At 36.8% G+C, this 24,226-nt stretch carries 21 protein-coding genes; 3 read left to right on the top strand and 18 right to left on the bottom strand.

Features of this window, described 5'->3' with window-relative positions; translation table 11 throughout:
• Positions 1–123: 123 nt before the first annotated feature.
• A complete protein-coding gene (locus KO521_RS16040) occupies positions 124–852 on the bottom strand; it encodes an ABC transporter ATP-binding protein (protein ID WP_215940925.1) in 729 nt (242 codons plus the stop codon).
• Positions 853–888: 36 nt separating this feature from the next.
• Positions 889–2,358 carry a DUF5687 family protein gene (locus KO521_RS16045; RefSeq protein ID WP_215940926.1) on the bottom strand — a complete coding sequence of 490 codons (1,470 nt, stop codon included), beginning with the start codon at positions 2,356–2,358 and terminating at the stop codon, positions 889–891.
• Positions 2,359–2,627: 269 nt separating this feature from the next.
• Between KO521_RS16045 and KO521_RS16050 the strand changes: the two genes are divergently transcribed.
• Positions 2,628–3,677 (top strand): ferredoxin--NADP reductase, encoded by a 1,050-nt coding sequence (locus KO521_RS16050; RefSeq protein ID WP_215940927.1) that lies wholly within the window; start codon positions 2,628–2,630, stop codon positions 3,675–3,677.
• Positions 3,678–3,715: 38 nt separating this feature from the next.
• Here KO521_RS16050 and KO521_RS16055 read toward each other — a convergent pair whose 3' ends face one another.
• The 9 genes from KO521_RS16055 to KO521_RS16095 all read right to left on the bottom strand — a co-directional run bounded on the left by KO521_RS16055 (position 3,716) and on the right by KO521_RS16095 (position 14,605).
• Entirely contained in the window at positions 3,716–4,501 is a 786-nt protein-coding gene (locus KO521_RS16055) for a patatin-like phospholipase family protein (RefSeq protein ID WP_215940928.1), read from the bottom strand.
• Positions 4,502–4,534: 33 nt separating this feature from the next.
• Positions 4,535–5,455, bottom strand: a complete 921-nt coding sequence (locus KO521_RS16060; protein WP_215940929.1) for a nucleoside hydrolase — start codon at positions 5,453–5,455, stop codon at positions 4,535–4,537.
• Positions 5,456–5,479: 24 nt separating this feature from the next.
• On the bottom strand, positions 5,480–6,199 hold the full coding sequence (locus KO521_RS16065; protein WP_215940930.1) for an ABC transporter ATP-binding protein: 720 nt from the start codon (positions 6,197–6,199) through the stop codon (positions 5,480–5,482).
• Positions 6,199–6,972 (bottom strand): ABC transporter permease, encoded by a 774-nt coding sequence (locus KO521_RS16070; protein ID WP_215940931.1) that lies wholly within the window; start codon positions 6,970–6,972, stop codon positions 6,199–6,201. Before KO521_RS16070 ends, KO521_RS16065 begins: the two co-directional genes overlap by 1 nt.
• Positions 6,962–7,816, bottom strand: coding sequence for an ABC transporter permease (locus KO521_RS16075; protein ID WP_215940932.1), 855 nt, complete (start codon positions 7,814–7,816; stop codon positions 6,962–6,964). The genes KO521_RS16070 and KO521_RS16075 overlap by 11 nt, the downstream gene beginning before the upstream one ends.
• A complete protein-coding gene (locus KO521_RS16080) occupies positions 7,806–9,029 on the bottom strand; it encodes an ABC transporter substrate-binding protein (RefSeq protein ID WP_215940933.1) in 1,224 nt (407 codons plus the stop codon). Before KO521_RS16080 ends, KO521_RS16075 begins: the two co-directional genes overlap by 11 nt.
• Before the next feature lie 81 nt (positions 9,030–9,110).
• Entirely contained in the window at positions 9,111–10,553 is a 1,443-nt protein-coding gene (locus KO521_RS16085) for a SusD/RagB family nutrient-binding outer membrane lipoprotein (RefSeq protein WP_215940934.1), read from the bottom strand.
• A 38-nt stretch (positions 10,554–10,591) separates the two neighbouring features.
• Complete coding sequence (locus KO521_RS16090; RefSeq protein WP_215940935.1) at positions 10,592–13,810, bottom strand: SusC/RagA family TonB-linked outer membrane protein; 3,219 nt, start codon at positions 13,808–13,810, stop codon at positions 10,592–10,594.
• Positions 13,811–13,894: 84 nt separating this feature from the next.
• A complete protein-coding gene (locus KO521_RS16095) occupies positions 13,895–14,605 on the bottom strand; it encodes a TIGR04282 family arsenosugar biosynthesis glycosyltransferase (protein WP_215940936.1) in 711 nt (236 codons plus the stop codon).
• A gap of 364 nt (positions 14,606–14,969) precedes the next feature.
• Between KO521_RS16095 and KO521_RS16100 the strand changes: the two genes are divergently transcribed.
• A complete protein-coding gene (locus tag KO521_RS16100) occupies positions 14,970–15,587 on the top strand; it encodes a TetR/AcrR family transcriptional regulator (RefSeq protein WP_215940937.1) in 618 nt (205 codons plus the stop codon).
• A gap of 7 nt (positions 15,588–15,594) precedes the next feature.
• On the opposite strand, the gene KO521_RS16105 is transcribed toward KO521_RS16100, so the two are convergent.
• From KO521_RS16105 to KO521_RS16115, 3 genes are read right to left on the bottom strand one after another with little or no spacing between them, the layout of a single operon-like run.
• The gene (locus tag KO521_RS16105; protein ID WP_215941562.1) at positions 15,595–16,596 is read right to left on the bottom strand and encodes a glycosyltransferase family 9 protein; all 1,002 of its coding nucleotides are present in this window, start codon (positions 16,594–16,596) and stop codon (positions 15,595–15,597) included.
• Between the two features lie 34 nt (positions 16,597–16,630).
• Positions 16,631–17,233 carry a DUF4254 domain-containing protein gene (locus tag KO521_RS16110; RefSeq protein ID WP_215940938.1) on the bottom strand — a complete coding sequence of 201 codons (603 nt, stop codon included), beginning with the start codon at positions 17,231–17,233 and terminating at the stop codon, positions 16,631–16,633.
• Between the two features lie 33 nt (positions 17,234–17,266).
• Positions 17,267–18,019: a hypothetical protein gene (locus KO521_RS16115; protein ID WP_354668217.1), complete on the bottom strand. Its 753-nt coding sequence runs from the start codon at positions 18,017–18,019 to the stop codon at positions 17,267–17,269.
• A gap of 389 nt (positions 18,020–18,408) precedes the next feature.
• Between KO521_RS16115 and KO521_RS16120 the strand changes: the two genes are divergently transcribed.
• On the top strand, positions 18,409–18,630 hold the full coding sequence (locus tag KO521_RS16120) for a DUF6341 family protein (protein ID WP_215940940.1): 222 nt from the start codon (positions 18,409–18,411) through the stop codon (positions 18,628–18,630).
• A gap of 46 nt (positions 18,631–18,676) precedes the next feature.
• Here KO521_RS16120 and purD read toward each other — a convergent pair whose 3' ends face one another.
• The 4 genes from purD to KO521_RS16140 form a co-directional block, all read right to left on the bottom strand.
• A complete protein-coding gene (gene purD / locus KO521_RS16125) occupies positions 18,677–19,948 on the bottom strand; it encodes a phosphoribosylamine--glycine ligase (protein ID WP_215940941.1) in 1,272 nt (423 codons plus the stop codon).
• Between the two features lie 145 nt (positions 19,949–20,093).
• A complete protein-coding gene (locus KO521_RS16130; RefSeq protein WP_215940942.1) occupies positions 20,094–21,284 on the bottom strand; it encodes a glycosyltransferase family 4 protein in 1,191 nt (396 codons plus the stop codon).
• Positions 21,285–21,383: 99 nt separating this feature from the next.
• Positions 21,384–22,622, bottom strand: a complete 1,239-nt coding sequence (locus tag KO521_RS16135; protein WP_215940943.1) for a glycosyltransferase family 4 protein — start codon at positions 22,620–22,622, stop codon at positions 21,384–21,386.
• A gap of 179 nt (positions 22,623–22,801) precedes the next feature.
• Complete coding sequence (locus tag KO521_RS16140) at positions 22,802–24,067, bottom strand: lipopolysaccharide biosynthesis protein (protein ID WP_215940944.1); 1,266 nt, start codon at positions 24,065–24,067, stop codon at positions 22,802–22,804.
• Between the last annotated feature and the right edge of the window lie 159 nt (positions 24,068–24,226).

Here is a 24,226-nt window from a genome sequence, read left to right on the forward strand (position 1 = left end):
TCTAAAACTATAGTTTTTCAACCATTTAAATAAAATAAACCACCAATTAACGACTACACTTCTTTGTAAATCGAAAAACAAAAAAGGGAGAAAAGACCGGACAGTCTGTTTTGCGTTGTGGTATTAGGAAGCTGAAATATTCTCCTGAAACTCCTCTTCGCCACTAAAAAACAGTTCTAATTCCTTTAAAGTAGCTTCCGAAGTTTCAATATCCTTTACAATTTCACCCTTATTTAAAACTACTATACGTTCACATACTTCCGTTACATGAATAAGGTCATGACTGGAGACCAAAACTGTAACCTCTTTTTTGGCAGCTAAATCCTTTATAATACTCTTTAGACGTATCTGAGTAGTTGGGTCCAAATTAGCAAAAGGCTCATCTAAAATAACCACTTCTGGATTACCGATAAATGAAGCTACGATACCTACCTTCTTCTGGTTACCTTTTGAAAGGTCTCTCAAATATTTCCTTTGATTAAGAATCTCACCATGAAAAAAGTCCTCAAAATTATTGAGCAATGCATCAACATCTGCTTTGTTCTGATTACGTAACTCCCCAATGAAATAGAAATATTCCTCAGGAGTAAGGTATCCGATTAAAAAGGTTTCATCAATAAAAGAAGAAGTATGCTTTTTCCAAACTTCGCTTTGGTCTACTTGTATCTGATTATTGATAATTTTGCCCGTGGTTGGCTGAATCAAATCTAACAGAAGGCTAAAAAAGGTAGTCTTACCTGCTCCGTTATTGCCTACAAGACCAAAACTTTGTCCTTTTGGTATATCCAGATGTTCTATATCCAATACGGTTATACCAACGTATTTTTTTTTAAGGTTCTCTACTATTATCATAACTAATACTTCTATTATTATTTCTATTTCAGGCCACTAGCTATTCTGCTCTTTAAAACCAGCGATCATTCCATACTTTTTCTTGCGATATATCCTTGTAATACTGTCTAGAATCTTATTTCTAAATACAAATCCAACCACTCCTAGAACCGATAATACAATTAGTGCGGCTTCAAAAGAGACAAAAAAAGCAAAAAGGCCATAAATGATCATAGGCAACCCAAATAAAGGAATACCAACCACAAACTGGGTTGCACTTATACCTTGCATATTTCCCATAGCACTCTTATTAAGATCGATACGTTTTTTATTCTTTGAGCCGAAAAAAAGAATTACCGGAACGTTTACTCCAAGATTGTATAAAGCACAACTAAAATTTATAGCCAGAGCATCCCATCCAAAATAGACATAGGGAATGGAAAGCAAAAACATGAAGACAATACTAACATAAATTAACATTGCTTTAGATTCCAGATACTTTCTGAGCGGAATGTTCTGAGACATCATCATACTATAATACGAACTATCCCAAGCGGGAATGAACTGTCCAAAATTCATCAAAAAAACACCGGTCATAAAAATCCCTACAAAAACCAGCATTCCAGAGCCCATGCCCATGTCTTCCATACCGTAGAACAACAATCCGTAGAAAACAAAAGCCAACGACATGAAAACCTGTGTCTTTGTTCTCTTGTTCCGCCAAATTAGTTTCAAATCCAATTGTAAAAATGGAGCAATAGCACCAAAACGTTTGGTCCATGATAAGTCCGATGCATTTGCCTGAGCGGTTTTTTTCTGCAGCGAAGCATCTAGAAAAAGTCGGTTTCTTATAAAAGAATAGTTTAAATAATAAAACAGTCCTGCCGTGACCAAGGGGATAATAGCAAACAATGGATTATCATAAAACGCATAAAATAATTTGCCGGCATACTCTTTTACAGGTAGAATTTTAAAATATTCCAATCCATAAACAGCGAGTAACAAAAAGCCAATTCCAACTAAAGTTCTTTCGCTTTTGTTTATTATAAAATTAATATAATTTATAGTAAGAACTATGCCAATAATTGCCATTAACCAAAATACGACATGCATTGCAGCATACCCTTCTATCAATAAAACTATCCCAAAAGGCAAGAAGAAAAATAATGACGAAAAATTATAAAACGAAACCGATGAACGCCCTAAAATATAGTGGGCTATACTACTTTTTTTAATTGGGAGTAGTAAAAACGGTTTAATGTCCATAACGGGTAGTTTTTGTAAAAAATACCTAAAGAGCAATTCTCCCAACACCCAGTACATTAAATACTGACTTAAAATAACTAATGGGTCTGAATTTGGTATAGCCCTCTCCAAAAGAAAGAACACGGTTGACCCCATAAAGGCCATCATTCCTATAAAGTATAGTGCAAAAAAGCCCATTACTATCTTAATCCCAAGGCTTTTGCCCATGGATGAAGAACGAAAGAAAGATTTCCACTGCAGCTTTAGAAAACTTTTAAACATAAGAAATATATTACTTGTGCGGTAAGTTAGTGTTTCCCAAGGTAAGATTTGTTACAAAAAAAGGAAGATTTAATTTTCAAAATGACTTGTAACCTAAGTTTTTTCAGTTAAAATATAAATATGGTCTGCTGCTATACTATTAAGTTTATAGCCAAGAAAAAGCACCCTAGATTAAAAATAGAATTTAAGTTCCTTTTTTTATCATTTCCGTTCCGTATGGCTATATCAATGCTTATTTTTGCTGGTACATTAGACCAAAAAATAATAAAATGGTGCATTTTCATAAATTGACCGTAAAACACATCAAACCGCTCACTCCTAGTTCGGTTGCTATTACCTTTACGATACCGAAAGACCTTATACAAACTTTTGATTTTGTTCCTGGGCAATACATTACCATTAAAATGGAGCTTAAAGGAAAAGAAATCAGAAGAGCTTACTCAATTTGTTCTTCCCCAAAGAGTGATTGCTTTACCATTGGCGTAAAAAAAGTTGATAAAGGCGGGTTTTCAGACTACGCACATACCAAACTCAAAACCGGTGATGTACTTGAAGTCATGCCTCCAGAAGGTAGATTTACGTTTAAACCTACTGGAAAAGTTAAGAACATAGCGGCTTTCGCTGCTGGTAGCGGTATTACACCCATTCTGAGCATTGCTAAGGCAGTACTAGCGGATAATCCAAATAATAAATTCGTTCTTGTTTATGGAAACAAGTCTCAAAAGGAAACGATGTTCTATACGGATTTGGCAAAATTGGAATTGGATTACGCAGGCCGTTTCAGTGCATATTTCATAAATAGCCAGACCAAAGAAGATGATTCTCTTTTTGGCCGTATTGATGTTTCCACGGTTAACTATGCCATAAAGAACAAACATAAAGATGTAGATTTTGATGGGTATTACCTTTGTGGACCGGAAGCTATGATTCATTTAGTTTCCGATACGCTACAGGAGAACAACATACCAAAAGACAAAATTCATTTTGAGCTTTTTACCACCACAGAGATTTTGGATGAACTACCTGAACAAGCCGATGGTAAAACGGAAGTTACTGTTATAGTTGATGACGAAGAGTTTACTTTAACTATGGACAAGAAAGAAATTGTTCTAGATGCCGTACTAAAACAGAATATTGATGCTCCTTACTCTTGCCAAGGTGGGGTTTGCAGTAGTTGCATTGCTAAAGTAACGGAAGGGAAAGCCGAAATGGTAAAAAATCAGATTCTTACGGATGGTGAAATTGCAGATGGTTTAATACTTACTTGTCAAGCACACCCAACAACACCTACTTTAAAAGTAGATTACGATGATGTTTAAAACATCCATTTAAAAATAAAGAAAGCCACGATTGTAAATTACAGTTGTGGCTTTTTTAGTAGCTCTTCTAATTTTCGTGATGTATTTTCATAGCCAACCAGGTATGCTTTTTCAATACCTTTTCGGTCTAGAACACCAATATTTTCCAGCTCTTTAAATTCCATAAGCAAATCACACGCTTCCAATTTTGTGCGATTTATGGCGTAAATCATTAGTCCCGTTACTCTTCCCGTTAGCTGCAACGAATTTTTGAGCGCATTTTTATTGAGTTCCCCAACAACGGATACATTGCTCCCAATAATATACTCCGCTTTGCCCACAACGGGTTCTAAGGGGAAATTATTCATTATACCCCCATCAGCATATAAATGCCCTTCCAACTCAACAGGGCTGAATACAGGAGGCAATGCAGCAGAAGCCAACAAAGGGCGAATAAGCTCTCCTTGCGAAAAATATTTAAGATCTCCCTTCTGTAGATTGGTGGCTACAATATGTAATTTTTTATGAAGTGCTTCAAAACTATTATCGGGAAAATATGCCCTAAAGACATCAAAATACCTATCGGTATCAATAAAACCAGGTTTTACAATGGTCAAGAAATTATACTTGAATAAGGGTGTTTCCTTAAAAAAAGCCATCATATCCACCACAGAGTTTCCGTTTGCATATAACGCGCCTACCAGTGCGCCCACACTACTACCGCCAATCACATCTGCGGAAAGACCAAACTCATTCATAGCTTGTATAACGCCTATATGCGCCATACCGCGAACCCCACCGCCAGAGAGCACGAGGCCTATAGATTTTGTTTGGATATCACTCATTGTAGATTATCTGAAACTTGATTGCGAAGGTATTTATTTCAAAAGACTATCCATCAATTTTTTATGATAGTCTAACACCACATCATAACAGTACTTTACTGGAAAACCCTCTTTCTTGTCGCACAGCAAATAGGGTTTGAACACCTGCTTGTCATTCTCTTTGACCGTATCGTCTTCATAAATTTCTAGTCGAGCATTTAGCTCTTCAGAAATAATATCTTCCGGTGAAATAATATAATGACTGGCCAACACATCAAACGGATTGAACCCATCAGCTCCTTGGTCCACCCATTGCTGTAACCATGCGCGGGAAGCCTGGGCCAACCATTGATTGCCTTTATCGCTATCCGCCAAAGCATCTAAATCCTCTGCTTTAATCCAAACCTTATTAGATATTTCAAACGGACAAAGCGTAACGGGAACCCTATTTTCGAACATCAACCGAAAAGCATCATTATCCAAATCAAAATTAAGATCTTGGGCGTGATTGCCCTGATTTCCAATCTTAAAATAGTCTTTGGGCGTTCTACGACCGGCAACCAAAACCACTTCTAGAATCTGACTTTTTAGTTCTGGGTATTTTAGAAGCAAAAGACCAACGTTGGTTGCGGGACCAATAGCCATAATTATCATAGGCTGTTTACGGAGCGCTTCCGCCAAGGCATCAACAGCTTCGTTACTTTCTACCGCTTTGAGGTTTATAGCTTCGCCAGCTCCTTTATAAACAGGAATTTCGCCAAGAGCAAACTCAGTACTCATTTTTTGGCTCAGCGGATATGAATTTTCAATAACCGTGTTACCAAAAACCGCACTGATGCCACAAACTTCAATAGTATCAGCTTTTATCAGTTGCAAAACGGCATACCCATCATCAACATCACAATAACCTTCTCGCTTCTCCCTTGTCATACCCACAGAAAGGTCTGTGTCTATCCATACTTTTTTTTTCGTCATTCTAACTGAATTATATTTTTTCTCCTATATCAATCCGCCCCAAAAATCGATTTCATTTTGAACTCCTGTTTCCGGATCTTGAATAAAATCTTTCTTGTCTTCATACACCTTTAAAATTCCATCGTGCATAAAACCGATTTGGTCCCCCATTAATACAGCTTCTTTTAAATCATGGGTTACAAAGAGTGAGGTGATTTTATATTCTGCAGTTAACTTCTTAAACAGTTCTTGCATACGTTGCCGGGTTCCGGTATCCAAACTACCAAAAGGCTCATCTAACAACAAAAGTGAAGGGTTAGTGCTGATCGCTCGGCCAAATGAAACTCGTTGCCGCTGCCCTCCAGAAAGCTCTGTAGGCATTTTATCCGCTTGGCCTTCTAGTTCTAAGCTTTGAAGCATGTGGTTAACCTCCTCCTTTATTAAACCTTCCGGTATTTTTTTTAATCGCAGTCCGAAAGCTATATTCTCAAAAGCGTTCAAATGGGGAAACAGTAAATCTTCTTGATATAAATATACTATGTTTCGCTTCTCAGGTTTGGTTTCTGTAATGTCCTCTCCGTTCAACAAAATTTTGCCTGAATCTGATGCTACAAGTCCACCAATGGTCTTCAGCATCGTAGTTTTACCACAACCAGACTTTCCTAAAATGCTTAATGTTTGCTTGCTTTCCAGAGAGAAATTAAGATCCTTAACCACCTTTTCTTCTCCAAAACTTTTAACGATATGTTGTACTTCAAGAAACATCAGACCAATTTTTTAAATACATAACGCTTGTTAAAATACAATAAAACTACGGGTGGAAAAATCAATAAGCAACAGCTTAACGCTCCATAATAATAGTTGGCTTCTTTTATAAACAAGAATACCTTTATTGTAAGTGTTTGTACTTTTCCAATACCTATAATAGAGGTCAGCCCATATTCGAACCAAGAAATAAGAAACGTTTGAAAAAAGCAGATTAGGATTAGCCCTTTTGCCAGAGGTAATAACACTTTGGTATAGGTCTGCCATTTATTTCCGCCTAAAGTGGCCACTAGGTCTTCATAGCTTTTTACCTTTGCGTTCCAAAAACTACTAAAAAAGAGAAGGGCATACGGGAAGGCGATAATAAATTGGGCCACCACAACACCGGTCATATTTCCAAACAATCCCATTTTCAAAAAGAAGAAACTTAGACAGGCCGCAAAAACTACGGGTGCCAGTATGTATGGAAAATAGGCCAATAGTGTTAATATCCTTTTTTTAGGGTGATAAAACACCGCTTTACTAATCAAAAATCCGGATGCCGTAGAAAATACAGCTACGGAAAGTGATATTAATAGAGACGAAAAAAAACTTTCTAAAAGCCCCGTTTCAGAACCAAAAACAGTAACCCAATTCTTAAAACCCAAGTAAGATGGCCAAACCTCGGGAAAACGCCATTCAGAAGCCAATGATAAAAACACGAGGTAGATGAACGGAAACAGTATCAACAGCACCGCTAAACTCAAAACAAAGGATTTCCAGTTAATTCGCATAGGCTGATTTTCTTTTGGGCAGAAACAGTACAATGGCAGCTGCAGAAACAATTAAAGTATATAAAACAGCTACCACATATCCTTCTGAAATTTTATCTAAATCGTATTGTTTAATTTCCTGAATAATAAGTACGGAAAGCATTTGAGGCGATTCTTGACCTAAAATTAACGGCACTTCATAAGCTCCTAAAAGGAAAATAAAGTAGAGCACGATAAGGACCCAGGTCTTTTTAATCAAAATAGGTAAAAACACACGTAGTGCAATCTGATTGGGATTTGCACCAAGGGACTGTGCCAATACAGAAAGTTCTTCTACCCTTTCATTTTTGTAAACGTTCAAGAAAAGTAAAACGAAAAAGGGCATAACCATAGTTACAAACGATAGGAGAATCCCAAAAGCCAGCCCGTCATTTACCAAATCCGGAAACTCCGAAGCTTTGGTTATCAACCCAAATTTGTGACTGATACGGGCAAAAAAGCCTCCTTTAGAAAAAAGTTGCAACGTGAAAAAACCAGTTACAACACCCGGTATCGCTAATGGTAGATAAATTATAAAAGACAAGAATCGCTTTTCAAGCTGTTTTTTAAATTTCAAGGTAATCCATAGTGCTCCACCTACTGAAATAGTTACGGCAGTGAGCGCTATTATAAAACTGTACAAAAATGATTTAAAAAAAATACCCGATGCCAAAACGGACTCCCAAAATTGTAGCGTAAAGCCATTATTAGCAACTCCAATGACACCAAAACTATAAAGCAGTGCATAAATGAATGCTGCTGCAAAAGGCACTACACCAATCAGCACAAATAATAGAATACTTACGTTTGATTTCTTAATTTTCAATTACTTTTTTCCTAAAATCTTCATATAATCGAATCATATATTCAGGGGCCGGTTCCGCAATAGCATTTACTTCTAATTGCTTTAAAGTAGGGCCATATTGCCTTTTTCTAGCATCCAGGAATTTTTCTTTCCACTCCGGTTCTAATTTCTCCATGGACAAAACCGTGTTAGAATCCATGCCGTTAGCATCTGCTTTCTTTAACTGGGCTTCGGGAGAAAGCAGAAAATTAATGACCTGCATCGCTCCTGCTTTTTGAGGTGCATTGTGTAAGATACCTAGGTAATTAGAATTTCTAATGGTTCCGTTTTCCCAAGCATACCCTTTGGTTGATTTAGGATAAAGACCGGTTAGTACTTTGTCTTCAATACCTCCTTCGCTAAAACCATATGCTATGAGTAATTCTCCATTGGCATATAACTGATTCATTTTGGATTGTTCTTTGGGAAATGTACTTCCTTCCTTCCAAAAATACTGTTTGTTATTATTAATGAAATCCCATAACTTTTCCGATAACTGATTGTACTTATCTTCATCAAATGAACCATTCAATGCATTGGGGCCCCCACCTAACTCTGCCATAAAACTTTTTAAGAGTGTCATTCCCGTAAAGTCATTGGATATGGTAAATGTTCCTGGATGCTCCCTAATGAACTTTTCCAACTCAGGAATGCTTTTAGGTGGACTTGGCAACTTCTCCGAATCGTATACGATTGCAAATTGATTTATGCTCCATGGGGCTTCCATGCCATTTACAGCTTGCTGAAAATCCGTACTGATAAAGGAATCTTCAAAGTTGATGAAAGATGCATTTGGAAGCAATCCTACAAACGGACCCCATAGCCCTTCTATCTTTCTCAATTGAAAAAATGTCTCTCCATTAATCCAAACCATATCCACTTGTCCTTGTTCGATATCGGCCTGTTTTTCTCCCATAACCAATTGCACAATCTCAGGTCCTTGACCTCCGCTAATTTGTAAGTCGATGTTGAATTTCTTCTTAACACTTGGCACCACATAATTATTGATGTAGTCATTAATAGCCGTACTACCCTGCCACATCATAAAATTAACTATAGTACCCTCGGCATTATCTTGAATCTCTTCCCATGATGCGCTTTTAAGTTTCTCATTATCCTGCGTTGTTTTTTCCCCACAAGAGAGCACTGAAACACCTATTAAAATACCAAATAGTATATGATTAACTCTTCTCATTAAAATTACCTCTGTTTATTTATAAATCACTTAGTCGCTTAATGGGTGAATCCTTTTAAAAATGTTCAACTTATTTTTAAGCTAGTCTTTTTCCCACCAACCTTTACTGTTAATATTATCCCCTCCAATGCTTTCTGCGGCAGCTTTATAATTTGCACTATTAGTAGCTTGCTCAGATTCCGGATACAAATACCGAACGGGATATTTATTGTTGTTCAAATTATCCGGCCCTGGTTTTAATTTAGGAACACCCGTTCTACGCACATTAAACCAAGCTTCATGTCCATTAGAAATTAAACTAAACCATTTTTGTGTCAAAATCTTGTTTAGATTATCCGCACCATTAAGTAAAACTGACTCCTGGGTTAAATATCCGGCAGGTACCTCAACCCCATAATATTCAAAACTAGCTGTTACTGCGGCTTCGTAATAGGCTTGAACATCTCCCGAAATATAACCCCGTTCCGCCGCTTCTGCTAAAGCGAACTGCACTTCTGAATATTGCATAAATTGCGCATCTACTCCATCAGGAACATCCCTAAAAATAGCACCGAACAAAGAAACGTCATTTAAATCTATTCCCTTTTCTGCAATAGTTTCTCGATCTTGACCATTGACCAATCCCTTGAATTCAGGATTTCCTGTATTAATGCTTACCTGGGTTGGTTTGTACAAAACCTCAACCCTGGGGTCGTTCCACAAAGTTAAAACCGAATCAACGGTTGCCGTCATACGATGTTCTTGATACAACCCTAAAGCCGCCAAAGTCATGGGGTACTGATTGGGTGCAGAAGTCAAATATGGTAAAACCGCGTTATCCGCATTAGACCGCATCAACTTGCCTGAAGATGCCAAAGTTTGAATTTCCGAATAATCTGTCAATCGTTTACTGATTCGCATGAGGTATCGCAACCTTAGTGAGTTGGCAAAACGCATCCATTTATCCAAATCCCCATTGAACATAACATCGCCATTAATAGTTGCACTGGAATTTTCTAAAGTCGTTGCTGCACGTTCCAGAACTACCAAGATGCCCGTTTCTGGATCTGTATAAATACTTTCTTGAGTATCGTAAGCGGGAGTAAACTGACCTTCCAAGGCATTAACGGCATCGGTATAGGGAACATCTCCCCACATATCCGTTAATTGTGAGAACAAGAAACTCTGCATGATATCCCCAATGGCATTATAAGACTCATTAGAGCCTTGTAGCTCTCGCATAGACTTGATATCACTCAACAACTGAAAAATAGTGTTCCAGTATTCGCTATTCGTTCCCATTTCATAACGATCAATACGCTCAAATTCTACACTTGCAGCAAATTGCTGAATGTAATTGGCCAAACGAAAGCCTTGATTATAGGCGTTTTGGTTAGCTTCCACCGAAATAACATTAGCAAGCAAAAACTGCGGATCAACCGATTCCGGAGCGTTCGGGTTTTCGTTCAGTTCCTCAAACTCATCTGTGCAACCGCCAAGAAGCAAGACAAAACTGAATAGACCTAATATATATAGTTTGTTCATCGTATTATTTTTTTGTTTTTCTTTCATAATTCCTCCTCTTAAAAATCCGTTTTAACACTGAAGCCAAAACTTCGAGTGGATGGATATGAAAAGTCTTCTACACCATAAACAATTTGTTGTTCCTGCAGCGCATTGAGTTCGGGGTCAAAATGTGGATTCTCTGTAAATAACAATAAATTGCTACCCACTAAGCCTAATTTAATATTCTGAAAGCCGATGGATTTTGACACTTTTCCTGGTAGATTATAATACAGACCCAACTGACGTAATTTTACATAAGACGCACTATAAAGCGCGCTGTCTTCATTACCGCGATCAAAAAAGTTGTTATAAAATTGACTTGCAGGCACCGATGTAGTATTTGGTACGTATTCCGGGCTTTCTGCAGTTCCTACATTTACGACCCCATCGCCAACGACACCATCTTCCCGACCCACTAAAGTTTCTTGCAAAACACCCGAAGTACTACCCAATGCTTTTATTCTGGAAACGATCGTGCCTCCTTTTCTCCAATCGAAAAGTATGGTCATATCTATATTTTTATAGGAAAACTTGTTATTGAAGCCTACCGTAAAATCAGGATTATAATTTCCTAAAAGCCTAAGATTACCATCTTGTATGGGCAAGCCATTATCGCCATAAACAGTTTTTCCATCTACCTCAAGGAACCCAGTACCATACATGTCACCTACACGACCGTTCTCACGAGCAATATAGAAAACGGTGTTAGAACCGCCACCACCGGAGAAAATATCTGCTGTGCCAGTCACAAACTGGTCTACGCCTTCAGGTAACTTAGTAACTTCACTTCTATAGGTTGAATAATTGACCGATGACTGCCAATTAAAATCTTCTGAACGAATAATTTCTGCACTTACCAAAGCTTCAAATCCTCTGGTTCTAACTTCGCCTCCATTTACATTAAAGTTCGAAAAACCACTGGTCTGCGAAATAGGTCTGGAAATAATCTGGTCAATACTCGTATTCTGATACCCTGCTAAATCCAATTGAAACCTTCCATCTAAAAACCAGGCTTCTAAACCAGCCTCTAATGCATTTAGACGTTCAGGTCTTAGATTGGCATTCTTCAACACGGTTTCATTGGTGACCCGAAAACTAGACCCATAATTTTGGTTGAAAACAAAGTTCTGAACGTTTTGATACGGGTCCGTATCGTTACCCACACTAGCCGCACTAAACCTAAGGTTCAAATAAGAGATGGCGTCCGGCAAAGTAAACATGTTACTCACCACATAACTAAGTCCCGCTGAATAGTATCCGAAAGAATTATTATCGCTTGGTAACGTACTACTCCAATCATTTCTATAAGTGACGTCAAAATACAGTGAATTTTTATAGGAGAGATTCCCACTTGCATATACGCTATTAATGCGTTTATTGAATTTCTGACTATCACCCACAAGTGGTGTTCTTGAGTTTGCCAAGGTATAAATGCCAGGAATAGCCAATTGAGAGGCTTCCGAAAATTTATATTGAATGTCTTGGTCAAAACGGTTTGCTCCTCCTGATACATTATATTTCCAATCGTCATTAATCTTATCTGAATAAGAAAGAAGCACATCTGTATTCAACTCGCGAAAACGAACATCATCTTCACGATAGGTTCCTAACGGATTTTGATTGGTACTCACCGCACGACGGAATTCCCTTTTATCATCATACGTATCAATACCAGCACGAACACTAAGACTTAGCTTATCCGTAATATCGTAGGTAGCAGATGCGTTTCCTAAAATTCGGTTTTTATTAAAGCTGTTTGTGTTTTCATAGACCGTTAAATAGGGGTTGGTCAACCATAAATAGTTAAAATCATAATGCTGGATGCCTTCTTGGCCTGCCTGCCAATAGTTCCGTAGCGACTCTACATTGGTATTTCTACCCGTCCAGTTAAATCCGTACAGCGGATTTTCATAGCCATAACCCAAATTAGGTCTATTACCACTTCGGGTATTGATATAGTTTACAAAGGCCTTAAATTCTAGTTTTTCATGCACATTTTGATCTACACTAACGGCGAGACCATTTCTTTTTAAATCCGTATTCGGCACAATTCCGTCATTTTTTAGGTTACTATACGATAACCGCGCGCTTCCCTTTTCTCCGCCCGTACTAATGGAAATGTTATTTTGATATGTTACCCCTGTTTCAAAGAAATTACGAACGTTGTCCGGTCTTGACACCCACGGTGTAGGGGTTATCTCCGTAAACGAACCATCTGGACGGGTTCTGGAAATCACATCTCCTGCCCTTACAGGATTACCGTTGATATCTGTGGAAGGACTATCGAACTGAGCAATGAGCTGACCTTGGTCTAAACGTGGGCCATAACTGCTGATACCTCCATCGTTGAGACCTGCTCCAATTCCATTTTGAAAGGCATATTCCCCATTGGAACCTCCGCCATGCTCGTTTTGATAATCGGGCAAGGTCAATAGGCTTTCCACCGTCAAAGTGCTATTGATGCTTATACCCAATCCCTTTTTCTTTCGGCCTCTTTTAGTAGTAATGACTACAACTCCGTTTGCGGCACGTGCTCCGTACAAGGCTGCAGAACCAGCGCCCTTTAAAATGGAGATTGATGCAATATCATCTGGACTAATATCTGCACCGCCATTACCGAAATCCACTTCTTGGAGTGCTCCGTCATTTACCAGGTTACTAGTAATCTGCTCATTACTGATAGGCACACCATCAACAACAAACAAGGGTTGGTTGCTACCGCCCAAAGAGTTTTCTCCCCGAATTACAATTCGCGAAGAAGAACCAACACCAGAAGAGCCATTTGTAATCTGAACACCCGCCACACGACCTGCAAGACTGTTTACCATGTTCGTTAACGGTACTTCTGTTAACTGTTCCGCTTTTACTGTTGTAACTGCAGAAACCAAAGATTGTTTCTCGCGCTCAATACCCAGCGCCGTCACTACGATTTCGTCTAATTGTTCTGAAGAGAGTTCTAGTGTTATGACCTCTGGTAAGGTTCCATTAACCGTTTCAATGTCCTTGGTTACATATCCTATGGATGCAATACTGACAGTAAAAAAAGTTGCTTCCGTTTCTAAGCTAAAGAAACCCAATTCATCTGAAATCACATAATTATTGGTTCCTACCTCGTTTACCGTAGCGTAGGGCACAGGATTATTATCTGTATCTACTAATTTTGCAGTGTAGGTGTTGGACTGGCCATACGCCATTACCACGCATAGCTGCATAAGCGCTATTATAGCTGTTTTCATTAAATTTCAATAAGGGTTGTTATTTGTTTTACGAAAAAGGGCAAGCACTAACCTGCTACCTTATCTAACCTTTTCAGGTTTAAACTAAGCTGCAATGAAGAACGCAGGAGGACCTCTTAATTGAGAAGAAAATGAAAATTCGTTTGAATAAGAAAGTGATTTTAAGTGATAAGTACGATTTGTATTGGCCGATAAATGGTTTAGAATGAACTCAACTAAAACAACGTCATCAGAAGAATACAAAAATTGATGCAGCGCATGAGCGGTATCAATATCCGATAGCTCATTAAAATAATGTGTCTTTGCTTTCTTCCAGTAAACCCCGTTTACCAAAGTGCGGAACAGCGTAGACTGCAACCATGGGAGTGCTTTAAATTCATTTGCGTTAAAAAAATTTTTACGCATCCCTAACAGATAGATTCCTCCATCTGTTGAAGGACCAACCACCATATCGTCCTGTTGAATCCGCTCAACGGATTGTTGCAGTACTTCAGAAGTTAAATCCGGTGTGTCATTACCAATAGAAATCACTTTGGTGTAGCCTAAATCAAAAACTTCCTGAAATGCATTGGCGTAACGCTCCCCAAATGTTTTTCCCTTTTGAAGATTCTCGTCTATTACCACAACATCGGCATAGGTTGAGGATGCAATTTTATGGGTTCTATTTATAAGAATGTCAAAGAAACCCTTGGATGCATTTTTATTGCGTTTACCAAAAAGCGACTTACGTTCTGCTTCCAGCTGTGCCGAAAGCGAGAATATTAAAATCGCGGTATCCTTGTTTTTTTGCCCCATTTATAAATTTAGGTCGTAATTGTTTTTGAACCTTACTTCTTTTTTGGGTGCAAGATACTAAAGAAGTTATATTCAGTTCATCGGCTTATAAATAATTTCTTACACACAAATAATACGCCTACAAAGGTTTATTCGGATAGAGAACATTGCCAATGACTGTTTTACAACGAATTGTCAATCGATTATCTACATCTATTTACCGACTACGTGGTTTGTTGGTTACTCGTTGAATGACCGTATATTCATCCATTTTGTCCTTTTAACGAAAAAAATGGTCGGATAACCCCTTATTTGGAACATAGCATGGACCGCAGCGGTTCTTTGTATGAGACCCAACGGTCTGTTTAACCCAAATTTTAAAATTATGACCAAGAGCTTAAAACGCATGGCAACCATGCAAAGAATGCAAGTAACAGGACTAGAGCTTTTTTATAAGAACGGATATTATAATACTAGTATTGATGATATATTAAAAGAGTTATCCTTATCTAAAGGAGCCTTCTATTATCATTTTGAATCTAAGGAGGACTTCTTTATTCAAATTATAGAAAACTTGTTGGTGCGTAAAATGTATAGTCAGCTTATCGAGCCTATTGAAGGTCATGACAATACATTAGATCTGATTACTCAATGTTTTGAAGAGGCTTTAGAGACAGCTGTTCATAATGAGTTTGATTTTGGCTTCGTACTTAGTAACTTCATTAACGAGTTTAATGGTAAGAACGAGACAATAATGAAGCATCTTAACGATATTCTTCGCATTTGGGAAGTGAATTTAGTATCTGCAGTACAACGCGGTAAATTTAACGGTCATATTGATAGACATATAGATAGCGAAGGTGTTGCCGTATATCTTATGAGCTCTTACATAGGAGTGCGAACTTTAATGGTTGAAACCGCACCAAGTGCACGTAAATATCGTTTTATGTCTCAACTGCGTCAATACTTTAAATCCTTGGAACCTAAAAGAGAAACGGTATAATGTAGCCCTAAGAGCTGTGAAGCACGCTTTCAATTTTAGCTATTACCTGTTCCGGTAGAATAGTATTCATTGCCAGCTCATAACCCTTGGGCATTTTATTACCATAGACCGATGTTGGAATAAGCGGAAATTTATCCCGATCAGCACAAAGGGCGTTATTGATATCTTGACCAAAGGGATAAAATCCGGCATGTGGATGGGTAACTCCCCAAATTGAAACTACGGGAATACCATACATAGCAGCCAAGTGAGCATTGCCACTATCCATAGATAGCATTACATCCAGATTTGAAATGAGCGCCAATTCCTCTTTAAAGGAAAGTTTACCCACCATACTTATACAGCTTTTGAACTTGTCACTGATTTTTTCTAACTTTTTTTCTTGAACGGGCCCACCTCCAAAAAGAAAGATTTTATACTCACCTTTTGTATTAAGCTTTTCAATTACTTCTTCCATTAATTCCAATGGATATGTTTTTCCTTCAAATGCAGCAAAAGGGGCAATGCCAATCCATCTTTTTGAATCTGAACCGATTATTTTCACGGTTTCCTGCGATAATCCTACTTTGGGCAATATTGGATTTTTAGATAAATCGATTGGGAAACCCAAGTTCTGAAAAACATCTACATACCTTTTATGCGTAGATTTTAAAGGCTTGAAAATTCTGGAGGTACTAGACGTCAATGCTTTTTTTTCTGCACGACCTTTGTCTATTTGTACAACGGGAATACCACCAAATTTAAAGTACCTCTTGAGCACCTTACTTCTAAGAACATTATGTAAATCTGCTACAGCATCAATATTTAATTTAAGAAGCTCTTTGTAAAGTCTATACAGACCAAAAACACCCTTGTGCCTTCCTTTAACATCAGCTTCAAAAACACTAACATTGGGTAATGAAGCAAACATAGGACCGAAAAATTTACGTGTAAGCAACGTAATTTTCAGATTAGGATATTGTTTGGTCAAAGCAATAAGTACAGGAACTGTCATTGCGACATCGCCCATAGCGGAAAGCCTGATTACCAATATGTGTTCGGGTTTATTTCTGGCCACGGAGAACAGGATTCATCTCATCGTCATTATACATCTTCATCTGCTTGTATACTTTCATATACTTATCGCCGGATTCTATATCCGCCAATAATTGGTCTATAGCAGTAGAAAGGTCCTTTCGTTGTTCAAGTAATACATTTAGTTTTTGAGTACACTTTTTTATATGCTCAGCAGAAGCATCCGTTCTACTGGCTTCCTCCTGCATATGATATATTTTCAATGCCAAAATAGAAAGTCTATCTATAGCCCATGCAGGACTTTCCGTATTTATAGTTGCATCATCTTTTACCTCTACGGCATTATATTTCTCAAGGAAATAACTGTCAATATATTCTACTAAGTCTGTACGGTCTTGGTTACTTGCATCAATTTTTCGTTTAAGAACTAAAGCATCAGAAGGAACTATGGCCGGATCACGAATAATATCTTCATAATGCCACTGCACGGTGTCTATCCAGTTTTTTCGATAAAGCAAATGAGCAATATCATCTTTAGGATATGGGTTTTCAAAAGATTGATGAACATCATCCTTTATATGATACTTCTGAATACTTTCCTCAAAAATGGTAAATGCGAACTTACTAAACATTCTTTATTGCTTTAGACGCAAAGTTATTCATAATTATTTTATCGCAATACTGGTCATCAATACCAAAAAGGGAATAATAACGGCCGCCATAAGCATAATCTCTCTAATGTTGGCTTTCCTTAATGATTCAATATATTTTGTCATAAAAACTACAGATGGAAAAAAAGTTACCATTATAGGGTAGACATTATCTGCTAATAAAAGTATATTTAGAATTAGCCCGATGATAAAAGAAAGGGCGATGAGGCGCATGGTAATTACCTTACCAAAACCTGATTTTCCTAATTTTAAAAATGCCAATAGCCCTGCTACAAATGTGCCCAAAGCAAATAGAACCAACTTAGTGCTATGTCCCCAATAGGAAAAATAGGAAATGCTGAGTGAAACCGAAAACTTATAATGTTCTGAAAAAAAGTTTGGTGTACCGTATAAAATAAGCACACATTCCGTAATCATCAGCACCGTAAAAATTGCCGCAAGCGGCACGAGCCAGTTTCTAATATTCTTTGGTTCGTAAAAATATATTGCCGCTAAGACTAAAATTAAGAATAGCAATGCCCAGTCATAGAATAGACTAGAAACCAGGACCCAAATAGTAGCATCAAAAATTTTGAACTTAATATTTTTTAAAGATCTAATACTAATTAGTCTCCTAGTGGCAAGAAGTAGAAAAAAACTACAAAAAATGGCATTTGAATCTAGAAGTGTTTCTGGAAATACCACCATTAAAAGCCCATAAAATAGAATAGCAAAAGAGTTAACACCAGTTACTTTGTTCCGTTTCACTATAAAGTTGACAATGAACACACTAAAAAACAACACTGCCTGAATAAAAAATTGCCAGAATATCTGTACAAGAGAATAAATTCTATCGAACATAGAGAAATGCACGAACCAGTAGAAAACAAATAAAAACGAAAGAACTATTATGTAGTTAATTGGCTTTGTCTTGCCAAAAATGATTGATATCATTTGAAAAAATTATCTAAATTTTCACCCGTCGGCATTGTTTTTTATTCGTAAAAAGAGAGGTGTTAATTTGGAAAAAATCTTTCAATCTTCTACCTAAAACCTAACTTTAGTCTTGCCTATAAATTAACGAACTAAATCATAAAAATTAAAATTTAGAAAGTTCCCGGGCTTTTTATACTTTTGCAAGTGTAAATATAGCTAACATGACATCATTTTTTGAAGGAATAGCGGATTTGTTCGTAAACCATTTGTTTTGGCCATTGGATCAGTTACGTTTTATGCATAGCTGGTGGGGTGCCAATTTTATAAACTGGATTCTTGCTGCAATTGGTTTTGTTGCTTTTATCTATTGGATGCTGCAACTTAAACAGTATAGTGACAATGACGAAGAAGATAAATCTATCTCTTCTCACTCTTACCTATAAACCTATTTAAGGTCTTTTAACAAGGTATTGATATAGGATTCTTCTTCTAAAGATCGAATCCTATATCTTTTCTATAGTTCATATTCTCGAACTTGATTTTCTCAATATTCTTATAAGAAGTGGCTAATGCCTCTTTAAAGTCGACTCCAAACGAAGTAACTGCCATTACCCTGCCCCCGCTAGTTACAACTTTACCTTCTTTTAAATTCGTGCCAGCGTGAAACACCAAAGAATCTTCAACGGACTCAAAACCGGTGATTTCCTTACCTTTTTCATATGCTTCAGGATACCCTCCGGAAACCAACATAACTGTAGATGCCGTTCTTGGGTCTAGCTCTAAATCTATACTGTCTAGAGTTCCGTTGGCTACTGCCTCAAAAACTTCAACTAAATCATTCTTTATTCTAGGTATAACCACTTCCGTCTCCGGATCACCCATACGTACGTTGTACTCAATAACTTTAGGTTCATCGCCAACCTTTATAAGACCGATAAAGATAAAGCCCTTATAAGGTAGGTTATCCTTTTTAAGCCCCTCTACGGTAGGTTTGACAATTTGCTGGTGTATTTTATCCATTAAAACCTCGTCAGCAAAAGGAACCGGTGAAATAGCACCCATACCGCCAGTATTCAACCCAGCGTCACCTTCACCTATACGTTTGTAATCTTTTGCGGTTGGTAAAACCTTATAACCACTACCGTCTGTCAATACAAAAACACTTAATTCAATACCAGCTAAAAACTCCTCAATAACAACGGTAGCACTGGCATCACCAAACTTAGCGTCTACCAACATGGTTTTCAACTCTTCTTTGGCTTGATTTATATCATCTAAAATAACAACCCCTTTCCCCGCTGCCAGTCCGTCTGCCTTTAAGACATAGGGAGGTTGTAACGTTTCAAGAAAAGCGAAGCCTTTTTGAAGTGTATCTGCAGTAAAACTTTTATAAGCTGCAGTAGGAATGTTATGCCTAATCATGAACTCCTTGGCAAATTCCTTACTGCCTTCTAGTTCCGCACCGGCTTTTTGAGGTCCAATTACTGGAATGTTCTTTAATTCCGCATCACTTAAAAAGTAATCATGAACTCCGTTTACCAACGGGTCTTCTGGGCCAACTACAACAATATTAACCTCATTCTCAAGAACGGCTTTCTTTATGCTTTCAAAATCATTTACACCAATTGGTATATTTTTTGCGATTATTGCAGTACCTGCATTTCCAGGTGCTACATATAGGTTGGTAAGTTTTGAGCTTTGTTTAAGCTTCCAGGCTAAAGTATGCTCGCGACCGCCAGCACCTAAAATAAGAATATTCATGTTCTAAGGTTTGCGCAAAAATACGTTTTGGAGGGGAATTTAAGGCACCTGTGGATATAATATTAAGAGAAAAATTAATCTATAACCAATAGCCAATGAAACTGAAAATAAAAATGTTGGATAATATATAATAAACCGTCCTAGCCTATTCTTTAGTAACACCTTCCTTATCTTCGGATTTTATACGTTCTTTTTTCCTTTTAGCAAGATTGGACTCTTCTACCTTAGATTTTATTCGATCAACTTTTCTTTTAAGCAGTATTTTTTGTTTTAGAGTAGCAAAACTATAGTTGTATTTGAAAAATATATAGCCCAAAGCGATGACAACTGACACTAACATGATTACCATTCCCAAGTTTTTGGCCGTACTCCCTAGAACAATGAACAGCATTACGAAAAGTAAATTGAAACAACCAATAATAAAACTTGCCTGTTTATGTGTAAGTCCCCAATAATCAATTAATACATGATGTGTATGATTACGGTCAGGCGAAAATGGTCCTTTCTTATTAGCGATACGAATTGTAAATACTCTTGCCGTATCAAAAAGTGGTACTATTAAAATACTAATAGCAATTAACGGAGCGTTTTCAAGAAGAAACGGAAGTTCTGTATATGCGGTTGGTCTTAGTGCCAAAAATTTTAGGGTGAGTATACTGATAATCAACCCAACGATTAAGGAACCAGTATCTCCCATAAAAATCTTTTTATCGGAAGATAGATTGAAACCCAAGAATGCCATGAGACTTGCATTCATGGTTATGCTTATTAAAGCGAAAAAATACTCCCCCGTCATGTAGAAGATCGTTGTATATATTACCATTATAACTATACCCACTACGGATGCCAGTCCATCTATACCATCTATTAGATTATATGAGTTAATAATCGTTAACATCATAAACCCAGCAATAATAAGATACAGGTAGTACGGTATTTCGTTTATATTCAAAAATCCATTTAGAGAATGGATGGTAAAGCTTGGGTTTATTAGAATGAAAATTATTGCGAAAACCTGTGCCAAAAGCTTGGCCCCAGGAGAGATTACGACCAAATCATCTTTCAACCCAATTATAAAAAGTACTGTTAAAGCCGGTATCATATACATGGCTTCGTCAAATAAATCTCGGTCTCTTATAAAGAAAAGAGCCAGTATAAGTACATAAAAAAAAGAAACGCCTCCCAAAGTTGGTGTTCTTAAAGAATGGGAACTTCGTTGATTGGGATCATCCATCAGCCGCTTGTGCTCTACTACCTTTATAATTTTTGGAATAGTTAAATAGGTAAGGAGAAATGCTCCTATAAATAATGATATGGCGGTTTCTAAGAAAAACAAGAGTTTATATTTTAGTCAAAAATAGTAAAAGTAAACACTTCATTTACATTAAGGGCGTAGTATCTAACCAAAGGCTCGTACTCTTAAAAAACACAACCTCTAGCCAGAGAACTCATCAAAAACCCTAATATAATCTCTCGCTAACTTGGTGTAGGTAAGATTTTCAACTACGAACTCCCGACCATTAATGCCCAATTGCAATCTATCAGAGATTTGCATTCTTTTAAATTCTTCTATTTTTATCTTAATATCCCTAGCATCCTCAGCTTCTGAAATTAATCCGCAATTTGCTTCCTCTATAATGTTTCCTGGAATGTTACAGGACATTAAAATGGGTGTTTTCGAGTACATATACTCAAATAGTTTATTCGCTGATACCCCATACCTATAAAGTTCCAAATCTCTCCAGCTTAAATACAGTAAATCACACTGTTGGTAGAATGACATTAGGTATTCCCGTTTTACCGAGTCTAAGAACAATATATTAGCATTACTTTTGGCCAACTCCATTAAATGCTGTTTTTCTCCTCCATCACCTACCATGACCAAATAACAATTTGAGTCTTTATAAAATTCATTGAAAGTTTCAATAACATATTCCATGGCGTTGGCTTTTCCCAAAGTACCCGCATATCCAATAACAAAGGCATTATCCTTTAGGCTAGCCCCATCAAAACTCCATACTTTCTCTTTTTGGTTACTTACGAAACCCTTTAGGTCTATACCATTGGAGATCCATTTAAATTTAAATTCCTTACTGCCCAAAATAGATTTAATATGCTTATCGGAGTTTCGAAGGACCGAAACGATATAGTCTGCCTTCGAATAACACTTGTACTCTAGGTGTGTAAGTATCCTTATGAAAATACTCTCTTCCGAATAGTTTCCAATACTCTTTGGCGTAAGAGGCCATAAATCCCTTGTTTCAAAAATAAATTTAGTTTTTCTTGAAAAGATTTTAAAAAAAAGCACATTGTAGACTGGAATCATGGGGGTTGAAGACAGAATAATTATATCTGGTTTTGGCAGTTTCATTAATGGGGCGACAAAAAGAAAAATAGAGAAAAGCACCCAATTGACAATTCTTATAAGACTGCTGGAGGATTCATGGGAAAACCCTTTTATTACTAAAGTTCTAATATTTCCCTTTACTATTTTCATTAATCCCTTAAGCGGTACTTCTCGTTTTGGGTTATGGGAATAAGAGGAGGTAATGAGGGTAACATCATACCCTTGTTTAACAAACTCTTGACCAAGGGTAAAATGCCTACTATGACCATTTTCACTAAGGTCTGGTGAGCTTAAGTGTTCATTAATTATCCAAATATTTTTTTTCATTTTTTAAGAAACTCTATATAACGGAATCCTAAAGTTTAATTCCCCCGTTCAAATTATTTTACCTTAACCGCTATGCATTCATAAAAACTAGTAAAATAATTTAAAGTATTACAAAAGCAGCTTTACTTTTATTCCATACCTAGTTTTTGAAACAACTAATAATTTTGCCGCGATACATTTCAATTGTTTTTTCGAAGGCCCCAAGGCATAGGAAAGTTTTTGTTGGAATACACGAATACAACAATAAATAGAATAACAAAGGATATTAAAGTTGCTTGAGCCGCTCCCACCATACCATTTAATTTAATGAAAACGTAATTTAAAACTAAATTAATCAATACCGTAAAAAAAGTACAATAAGCAATTATTTTGGTTTTCTTCAAGTAAAATAAATAGTTTACTACCATTTTATACATTCCTAAAAAAGCATATCCTAGTAACACCCACAAAACAATGTCAGATCCGCTTTCAAAATCCTTACCTACGAAATACCTATAGATAATTGGAGTAGCAAAATAAAACACCAGTACAACCAAGAAAAGGAAGATGAAATAGAAATAAGACAATTTCACTATTTTTAATTTCACCCTATATTCATTTTCTTTCAACTTTTTAAAAAAGAAAGGAACCCAAGCCTGGTTAAAAGAATTTTGAAGCAGCGCTATTACCATTCCTATTTGGTAACCCACCGAATAGACACCAACGTTATCCAATCCTAACATAAAAAGAATAAAAAATCTATCTGAAAAACTTAAAAGGCTAGATCCCAAAGAGTGAAAAACGAGTGGGACGCTAAATGCAAGAGCCGATTTCTTATACCCTTTATCTACTTGAAGTTTTTGAATATTTCCATTCCTATAAAGAAAATATATAGCTAAGGCACCAAATACTATCGCAACTAAAACCTGAGGTATTACTCTTCCCTCCCAACCCATTTCCAAAATAGCTATGAGGAAAATAGAAAGTCCAAGATCTATTACCGTTTTCATCACTTTAAAAACACCAAATCTTACCGTATTATATGAAACTCTCCACAACAAAAGTAAAATCTCGGCTATCTGGGAGAAAAAAGTATAAATTAGTGCAAAAGTGAGAAGAAAAGGCGGAAAGCCATAAGACAACAAAAAATCATAAGCCAAAAAAGAGAACAAGAAGAAGACCAAAACTATAAGTGCGCCAATTCGTAATAACACCACAAATACAGTAGTTATAAACTTAGGCAAGTCTACATCCTCAAAATAGTAACGACCTATCGATTGTACAATACTAAGACCAATTATGGGTGTTGCTATTAAAGTGATATTATAAAAAATATCAACTATGCCATACTCCTCCGGACTTAAGTTTACCGTAAGAAAAGGCAACAACAAAAATGGAATTACCGAATTAAGCACATTGAAGAATGTAAAAAGAGAAAGATTCTTAAAAAGACTTTTATTATTCATTTCCTCCTTCTAAGATTGCTCTTGCAAAAACATTCGGTTGCTCAGAAAACTCATTTAAGTGCAAAAGTAAGGCTTTATTGTTATTATCGTAATTAAAACCATTAGTACAAAAAAGATTTATAATGCTATGAATAAAATAGCATTTTTACACTGACCTTA

This window comes from Zobellia uliginosa (genome assembly GCF_018860745.1).
Taxonomy (GTDB): Bacteria; Bacteroidota; Bacteroidia; order Flavobacteriales; family Flavobacteriaceae; genus Zobellia; species Zobellia uliginosa_B.

Bases quoted from the DNA above. Each gene is read 5' to 3' on its own strand.
- KO521_RS16065 (WP_215940930.1), bottom strand. From the start codon at position 6,199: ATGTTTCTTGAAGTACAACATATCGTTAAAAGTTTTGGAGAAGAAAAG.
- KO521_RS16095 (WP_215940936.1), bottom strand. From the start codon at position 14,605: ATGGGGCAAAAAAACAAGGATACCGCGATTTTAATATTCTCGCTTTCG.
- KO521_RS16080 (WP_215940933.1), bottom strand. From the start codon at position 9,029: ATGAGAAGAGTTAATCATATACTATTTGGTATTTTAATAGGTGTTTCA.
- KO521_RS16040 (WP_215940925.1), bottom strand. From the start codon at position 852: ATGATAATAGTAGAGAACCTTAAAAAAAAATACGTTGGTATAACCGTA.
- KO521_RS16060 (WP_215940929.1), bottom strand. From the start codon at position 5,455: ATGACGAAAAAAAAAGTATGGATAGACACAGACCTTTCTGTGGGTATG.
- KO521_RS16100 (WP_215940937.1), top strand. From the start codon at position 14,970: ATGACCAAGAGCTTAAAACGCATGGCAACCATGCAAAGAATGCAAGTA.
- KO521_RS16120 (WP_215940940.1), top strand. From the start codon at position 18,409: ATGACATCATTTTTTGAAGGAATAGCGGATTTGTTCGTAAACCATTTG.
- KO521_RS16070 (WP_215940931.1), bottom strand. From the start codon at position 6,972: ATGCGAATTAACTGGAAATCCTTTGTTTTGAGTTTAGCGGTGCTGTTG.
- KO521_RS16055 (WP_215940928.1), bottom strand. From the start codon at position 4,501: ATGAGTGATATCCAAACAAAATCTATAGGCCTCGTGCTCTCTGGCGGT.
- KO521_RS16105 (WP_215941562.1), bottom strand. From the start codon at position 16,596: ATGGGCGATGTCGCAATGACAGTTCCTGTACTTATTGCTTTGACCAAA.
- KO521_RS16045 (WP_215940926.1), bottom strand. From the start codon at position 2,358: ATGTTTAAAAGTTTTCTAAAGCTGCAGTGGAAATCTTTCTTTCGTTCT.
- KO521_RS16135 (WP_215940943.1), bottom strand. From the start codon at position 22,622: ATGAAAAAAAATATTTGGATAATTAATGAACACTTAAGCTCACCAGAC.
- KO521_RS16050 (WP_215940927.1), top strand. From the start codon at position 2,628: ATGGTGCATTTTCATAAATTGACCGTAAAACACATCAAACCGCTCACT.
- KO521_RS16085 (WP_215940934.1), bottom strand. From the start codon at position 10,553: ATGAACAAACTATATATATTAGGTCTATTCAGTTTTGTCTTGCTTCTT.
- KO521_RS16090 (WP_215940935.1), bottom strand. From the start codon at position 13,810: ATGAAAACAGCTATAATAGCGCTTATGCAGCTATGCGTGGTAATGGCG.
- KO521_RS16110 (WP_215940938.1), bottom strand. From the start codon at position 17,233: ATGTTTAGTAAGTTCGCATTTACCATTTTTGAGGAAAGTATTCAGAAG.
- KO521_RS16140 (WP_215940944.1), bottom strand. From the start codon at position 24,067: ATGAATAATAAAAGTCTTTTTAAGAATCTTTCTCTTTTTACATTCTTC.
- purD (WP_215940941.1), bottom strand. From the start codon at position 19,948: ATGAATATTCTTATTTTAGGTGCTGGCGGTCGCGAGCATACTTTAGCC.